The sequence below is a fragment of the uncultured Paraglaciecola sp. genome, from assembly GCF_913020055.1.
GTDB lineage: Bacteria > Pseudomonadota > Gammaproteobacteria > Enterobacterales > Alteromonadaceae > Paraglaciecola.
Genome location: NZ_CAJWCF010000169.1, coordinates 1 through 5,062 on the forward strand (window position 1 = coordinate 1; position 5,062 = coordinate 5,062).

The 5,062-nt window shown below is 41.4% G+C and carries 7 protein-coding genes; 3 read left to right on the forward strand and 4 right to left on the reverse strand.

Annotated elements, in window-relative coordinates; translation table 11 throughout:
* From QZ488_RS21025 to QZ488_RS21035, 3 genes are all read right to left on the reverse strand, one after another.
* Positions 1-60, reverse strand: a 60-nt coding sequence (locus QZ488_RS21025) for a class II glutamine amidotransferase (RefSeq protein WP_293752455.1), incomplete at its 3' end; no start/stop codon positions are given.
* 156 nt (positions 61-216) lie between these two features.
* Positions 217-816, reverse strand: a complete 600-nt coding sequence (locus QZ488_RS21030) for a class I SAM-dependent methyltransferase (protein ID WP_293752443.1) — start codon at positions 814-816, stop codon at positions 217-219.
* A gap of 536 nt (positions 817-1,352) precedes the next feature.
* Positions 1,353-2,138, reverse strand: a complete 786-nt coding sequence (locus QZ488_RS21035; protein ID WP_293752445.1) for a transporter substrate-binding domain-containing protein — start codon at positions 2,136-2,138, stop codon at positions 1,353-1,355.
* Positions 2,139-2,419: 281 nt separating this feature from the next.
* Between QZ488_RS21035 and hspQ the strand changes: the two genes are divergently transcribed.
* A complete protein-coding gene (hspQ, locus tag QZ488_RS21040; RefSeq protein ID WP_293752447.1) occupies positions 2,420-2,674 on the forward strand; it encodes a heat shock protein HspQ in 255 nt (84 codons plus the stop codon).
* Between the two features lie 46 nt (positions 2,675-2,720).
* Here hspQ and QZ488_RS21045 read toward each other — a convergent pair whose 3' ends face one another.
* A complete protein-coding gene (locus QZ488_RS21045; RefSeq protein WP_293752449.1) occupies positions 2,721-3,719 on the reverse strand; it encodes a helix-turn-helix domain-containing protein in 999 nt (332 codons plus the stop codon).
* Positions 3,720-3,889: 170 nt separating this feature from the next.
* Between QZ488_RS21045 and QZ488_RS21050 the strand changes: the two genes are divergently transcribed.
* Positions 3,890-4,735 carry an alpha/beta fold hydrolase gene (locus QZ488_RS21050; protein WP_293752451.1) on the forward strand — a complete coding sequence of 282 codons (846 nt, stop codon included), beginning with the start codon at positions 3,890-3,892 and terminating at the stop codon, positions 4,733-4,735.
* A gap of 14 nt (positions 4,736-4,749) precedes the next feature.
* Complete coding sequence (locus QZ488_RS21055; RefSeq protein ID WP_293752453.1) at positions 4,750-4,887, forward strand: hypothetical protein; 138 nt, start codon at positions 4,750-4,752, stop codon at positions 4,885-4,887.
* Positions 4,888-5,062 lie beyond the last annotated feature (175 nt).

A 5,062-nucleotide genomic window follows, 5' to 3' on the forward strand; every position in this document is an offset into this window, starting at 1 on the left:
TGCAAAACTGAAGCAGATATCGGTAGGAACATTGGCACTCATTCCAAGTAATTCGCACATACTGTATTGCTCGCTGGATGATGTATTGGCTGGTGGCAGACACCCTGCACACCCGATTAATTTACCACTACTCGGTGTATGTGTTAACGCCCTGATTTTAGGCAACTTTGTGGGGCGGCGAAGCCGTGTAGCAAAGTTGTCCTAAACATTAGTTTGTTAGGCTTTTTGTACGATAAAGTAGCTATGTAACTCTGGGTATTGGTCATATTCAAAATGCCTGCAAATGCAGTCCAAACTCATAATTAATTTTAAAAAACCGCTTACTCCCAGTGTCGAGTAATACACTTCGGAACCCATAAAATCATCTTTGTGATCACCTTGGTTATCTGTACCACCACAAGAGAAGATTAATACACCATTAGAGTTAAGACTGGAAATCAACTTGGTTATCACTTTCTCTTGTTGATCAAGAGGGACATGCCAAATGCTGTCCCAAGCGGTAATAAAATCATATCTTTTTGGTGGAACCCACTCACATATATCGTTTGTATGAAAGTTAATAGCGGGGTGTCTTTTTTTGGCAAAATTAATCATTTTGTCGGAAATATCAACACCCTCTGGCTCAAAACCCTTTTCCAGGAGTAAATCTATAAAGCGGCCTGTGCAACCACAGCCTACATCAAGTGCTATATCTCTATTTTTTACAAACGAAATTGCTCTGTTATGCTGTTCAATGCCATTATTCATATTAAATTTATCACTCTCCCAAAGGTGAGTGATTTTATTATAAGCATTGCCGATATCTATTGGATTCATAGTTCTCTCGAGAGCCTAACAGTGAGTTAACGGAATTATTTCCACTTATGCAACTGCCTAAAAACATATCATAATTGCTAGAGCCTATGCCATTCCTGAGCTAAATCTAATTTGGGTACAGAAAAATCACGGGGTAGAAAATCACGGGGTCAGACTCGATTGCTTCGGCATGTCCGGTTCCAAGGTTATGAATACGTTGTTTGAAGTACCGAAAAACTTCAGCTTTGGCTAATTCTTGATTTTTTTGAAATGAACTTTTCCGTCTGTGACTAACTATAAACCTAATACGAAGAATGATCGATGTGTGACACAAGCGAGAGCTAAGCCTCGCCAATTGTTCATGCCTCAAAGGTCGGCTCTTGGCCGTTCTGAGCCATCGCTTATATTTGATGGTAAGACCGCTAAGTGGTGTGCAGCTCTAACTCCTGATTTAAATACCTCGAACTACCGACATGTCAAACCTCACGACTAACATTCATATATGCGTGGTGAATTTTAAACAAACAATAACCTTTTCTCATTGCTACAGAAAAGAATTAATTCAATTGGAGTGTGCTTTCCTCGCCAAAATACTTCACGAGCTTGTTCTCAAAGAAACCTGAATCCTTTATCTGCTTTAATGCTGTACACCATTTGTCAGTATCCACTTGATCGGAAAGTTTACTAGTTGCAATCCATAAAGGTAATGTTTGCAATGTCTGACCAAATTGGAGATGTTCCGAATAACTTCCCTTTTTCCATCCCAAGACTGCTTCTGGTTTAGCAGTAAAGATCGTTGTTAGTCGATTGTGTGCCAGTCTCGAATAAAGATCTTTACCAGTCACCGTAATATAAGGTATATCATTTTGTTGTAAAAACGCCTCCTGCGGAGTTCCGATTATGGCGCCTATCCCCCTTACCTTTTTGGCTTGCTTAACAGTATTAATTAGTTCGTTGCCCTTCTTATTAATAAACATCACAGGTACATCAAAAATCTTACACATCCATTGGTACTTTTTCTCTCTCGATTGACTTCTAGACAAGGGAAAGATAACAGCATTGGGTGTACGAACTGCCATGTCTTGTGCTCGTTTCCACGGAAGAAACTTGACCTTAGGTGTTACGTCAATTGTTCTTGCCATTTCCATTACAACCTCCATAAGAAAGCCAGGAGATTGGCTATCACTGGAAGTATAAATTGGCTCATCTTCTAAATAAAAAGTCACGCTTTCAGCTGCTAATGAATTTTCACCAAATCCAATTAAGTAACATACCAAACCAAACATTAAAGCACTTGAATTGCGCTTAAAAGCAGCAAAATATAAGGGAGATTTAATAATCAATAGATTGCCCCTATAGATAATTGAGATAATAGGAATTGAATATTTATCAAACTAAAACCACCAACATACCCGAAGTAAGATATAAGCTTAGTCGGTTTCACACCTTATGGGGTACCTTCGAACCAAAAACATTGCTCGAGTTGGGGGTGGAATCAGTGAACAAAAAATCAGATGACTAGATTTTTGAGGGAAGCATAGGGTCAGACTCGATTGCTATTTACTAACCTGCTATAGATATATTGAACTTAATTCAGTAAGAACTGGAATAATGGATCACCTACTTGAGCAGCAATCGAGTCTGCCCCCAAGCTTTACAAGCAACAGAAGAGTGGTGTGAAACAGTGGCAAAGTCTTGTCCTCCGAAGGATAGGCCTTGGTACCATGTGTTAGTTCACGGGAGTGTGCATTCAACTTATGTGGCCGAACAAAATTTGGAACCTGATGATAGTGCAGACCCCATCAAGCAGCCTATGCTTGAACACTTTTTTTCTAAATTTGATAACGGGAAGTACGTTCGCAGTGATCCGGTTAACTAGGTTAGTTGGGTGTTTCCAAATTCAATAAGTATGGCGATAACATCACTTATACCCGCACAATCTCAAATCGCTTGCGATACGCACTGGGGGTGACTCCTACCTTTTCTTTAAATAATCGTCTAAATGAATTGCCGTCTTCATAACCTGCATGCAAAGTGATTTGATCAAATGCCATTTTGCTGCTTTCTAATAGATGTTTAGCTTTTTCAATGCGTAGATTTTGTAAATATTGAATGGGGGTTTGATCCGTCGCGTCTTTAAACCGGCGGATGAAGTTACGCATGCTTAAACCAAATTCGTCTACCACCTTTTCCATGTTAATGTTTTCGACCATGTGTTTTTCTAGCCATATTTGAATTTTAAGTATATCTGGGTCTGTGTGGTTCTTTTTAAACGTGGTGCTGGAGTAAGGGGTTTGACTGCGTGCGGATATATCGACCAACAGTTTCTTTGCACACTCAGCCGCCAACTGAGGGGATGCAAACTTTCGAATCAGGTGTAGCAATAAATCACTGCTACTAGTAGAGCCCCCTGAGCACATGACTAATCCATCGTCGGTGACGGTGCGCTCTGTTTGCAATTTTACTTGTGGATAGCGTTGAGCAAACTGATCGCTAAATACCCAATGTGTGGTGGCGCAGCGGCCGTCTAACAACCCCGCTTGAGCTGTCACAAATGCACCAGTACACATATTGGCAATGTAACAGCCTTGTTGGTGTTGAAACTGCAACCACTGAATCATGTCAGATAATGTTGGTAGTACCCCCAAAATATTAAACATAAAGCCTGGCACAATAATCAACTGAGTCTCGTGAACCTCTGCAAGGGATTTGTCCGGCGTTAATTGCAGACCGCCTGTACACAAAACCGTTTGGCCATCAATAGATGCCGTTTCCACGTTAAATAGTGCAGAGCTATTTAGCTTGCTGCGGGCGCTCTTTTTTTCCGCATAGTGGTGCAACACATTGGCAGTTTCGAAAAACTCCATGGTGGCGGCAACACTGGTAGAAGAGCATTTATCTGCCATCAATATCGTGACTTTCATTATCCTACTGCCTTGTTAATCATTATTAATTTCGCCTTCAGGCAAAAACGGCATGTTATTAGTCATTTTTGCCTATAGTTGGCCTTAACGTCAATGCCTACTATGAATTCATACAGCCGCAACGCTAAATCATCGGCACGGATCGTTAATAGTAAGTAGAGAATATCATCATGAAAAACACCGCATATAAAATCTTTAAAAAGCCATTTTTTGGACGTTTCGCAAGACCATGGCGCTGGCCGGAAACCGTTGATCAGAGCCAGTGGCAGCGTTTAAGCGTTGAAAGTGAATCAGGAGCAACCATTGCCGCACTTTTAGGGCCAGCACACACACAACAAGCTAAGGGCGCGGTGTTAATGTCTCACCCCATGGGTGTGGTAGCGAAAGGTTTTTGGATGAAATACGGACATGCCGAACTGTTACGTGAGGCGGGCTACCATGTCATGATTTTTGATTTAAATGGTTTTGGTGAAAGTACTTCAACCACCATGGATTATCCACTAGACGTGCTAGCCGCAGGGCAAACTTTGCAAGCACAATATCCGGAATTACCTATCGCGGTAATGGGGGCGTCCATGGGAGCCGCCATGAGCGTATGTGCTATGGCTCAACCCAAACACCCTTTCAAAGCAGCTGTGCTTGAATCTGCTTTTCCAACTTTATTGCACTTTTGGCGTCGCTATCCTATTCCAAAGTTGGGTATACAGCTTTCCAAAATATTTTACCCCGCTGGTGAGCGCAGTTTGCGTCCAACTTATGCAGCAGAGCATCTAGTGGGCAGCCCGGACATGTTATTGATTTATGGTGAGGCTGATGAATTCACGCCTATTGAAGACGGCAAACTGTTATGGCAAGCACTAAAAAAAAGAACTCAAGCGGAATTTTGGCAAGTACCCGATGCCAAGCATACTCATGCTTATGCCGTACAGCCCAATGAATACGCAGAACGTGTTATTGATTTTTTGGACGCCAAACTGATTGATAATAATCGAAGAGAGTTGAATCAGGGAAACTGACTCTAGACAAACCAATGCTGAATATACAAAAGGAAGACCAAGCAGATATTCAAAGTTCTGAAAATGGCTACAGCCACATCGACTCTACTCTTTGGGATAAAAACGGTAAGGTAGCGGTGAGTAGCCGGCAAACCGTTAGTGTGTTTGGTTAGTTTGTTATTTTTAACTTGGCATTTAAAAACTGGGGCGACGATCTAACTACTTTATTAAAAGACACGTCGTCGCTATCATTGGTTATAGCTCCGTATAGCTTCATCAATATTTTGGATAATCAATGAAACAACAAATCGGTACTATCAAGGAACTCTGGCGCTATCCAGTTAAGTC

Coding starts and splice junctions, on each gene's coding strand:
- QZ488_RS21030 (WP_293752443.1), bottom strand. CDS start 816: ATGAATCCAATAGATATCGGCAATGCTTATAATAAAATCACTCACCTT.
- QZ488_RS21045 (WP_293752449.1), bottom strand. CDS start 3,719: ATGAAAGTCACGATATTGATGGCAGATAAATGCTCTTCTACCAGTGTT.
- QZ488_RS21050 (WP_293752451.1), top strand. CDS start 3,890: ATGAAAAACACCGCATATAAAATCTTTAAAAAGCCATTTTTTGGACGT.
- QZ488_RS21055 (WP_293752453.1), top strand. CDS start 4,750: ATGCTGAATATACAAAAGGAAGACCAAGCAGATATTCAAAGTTCTGAA.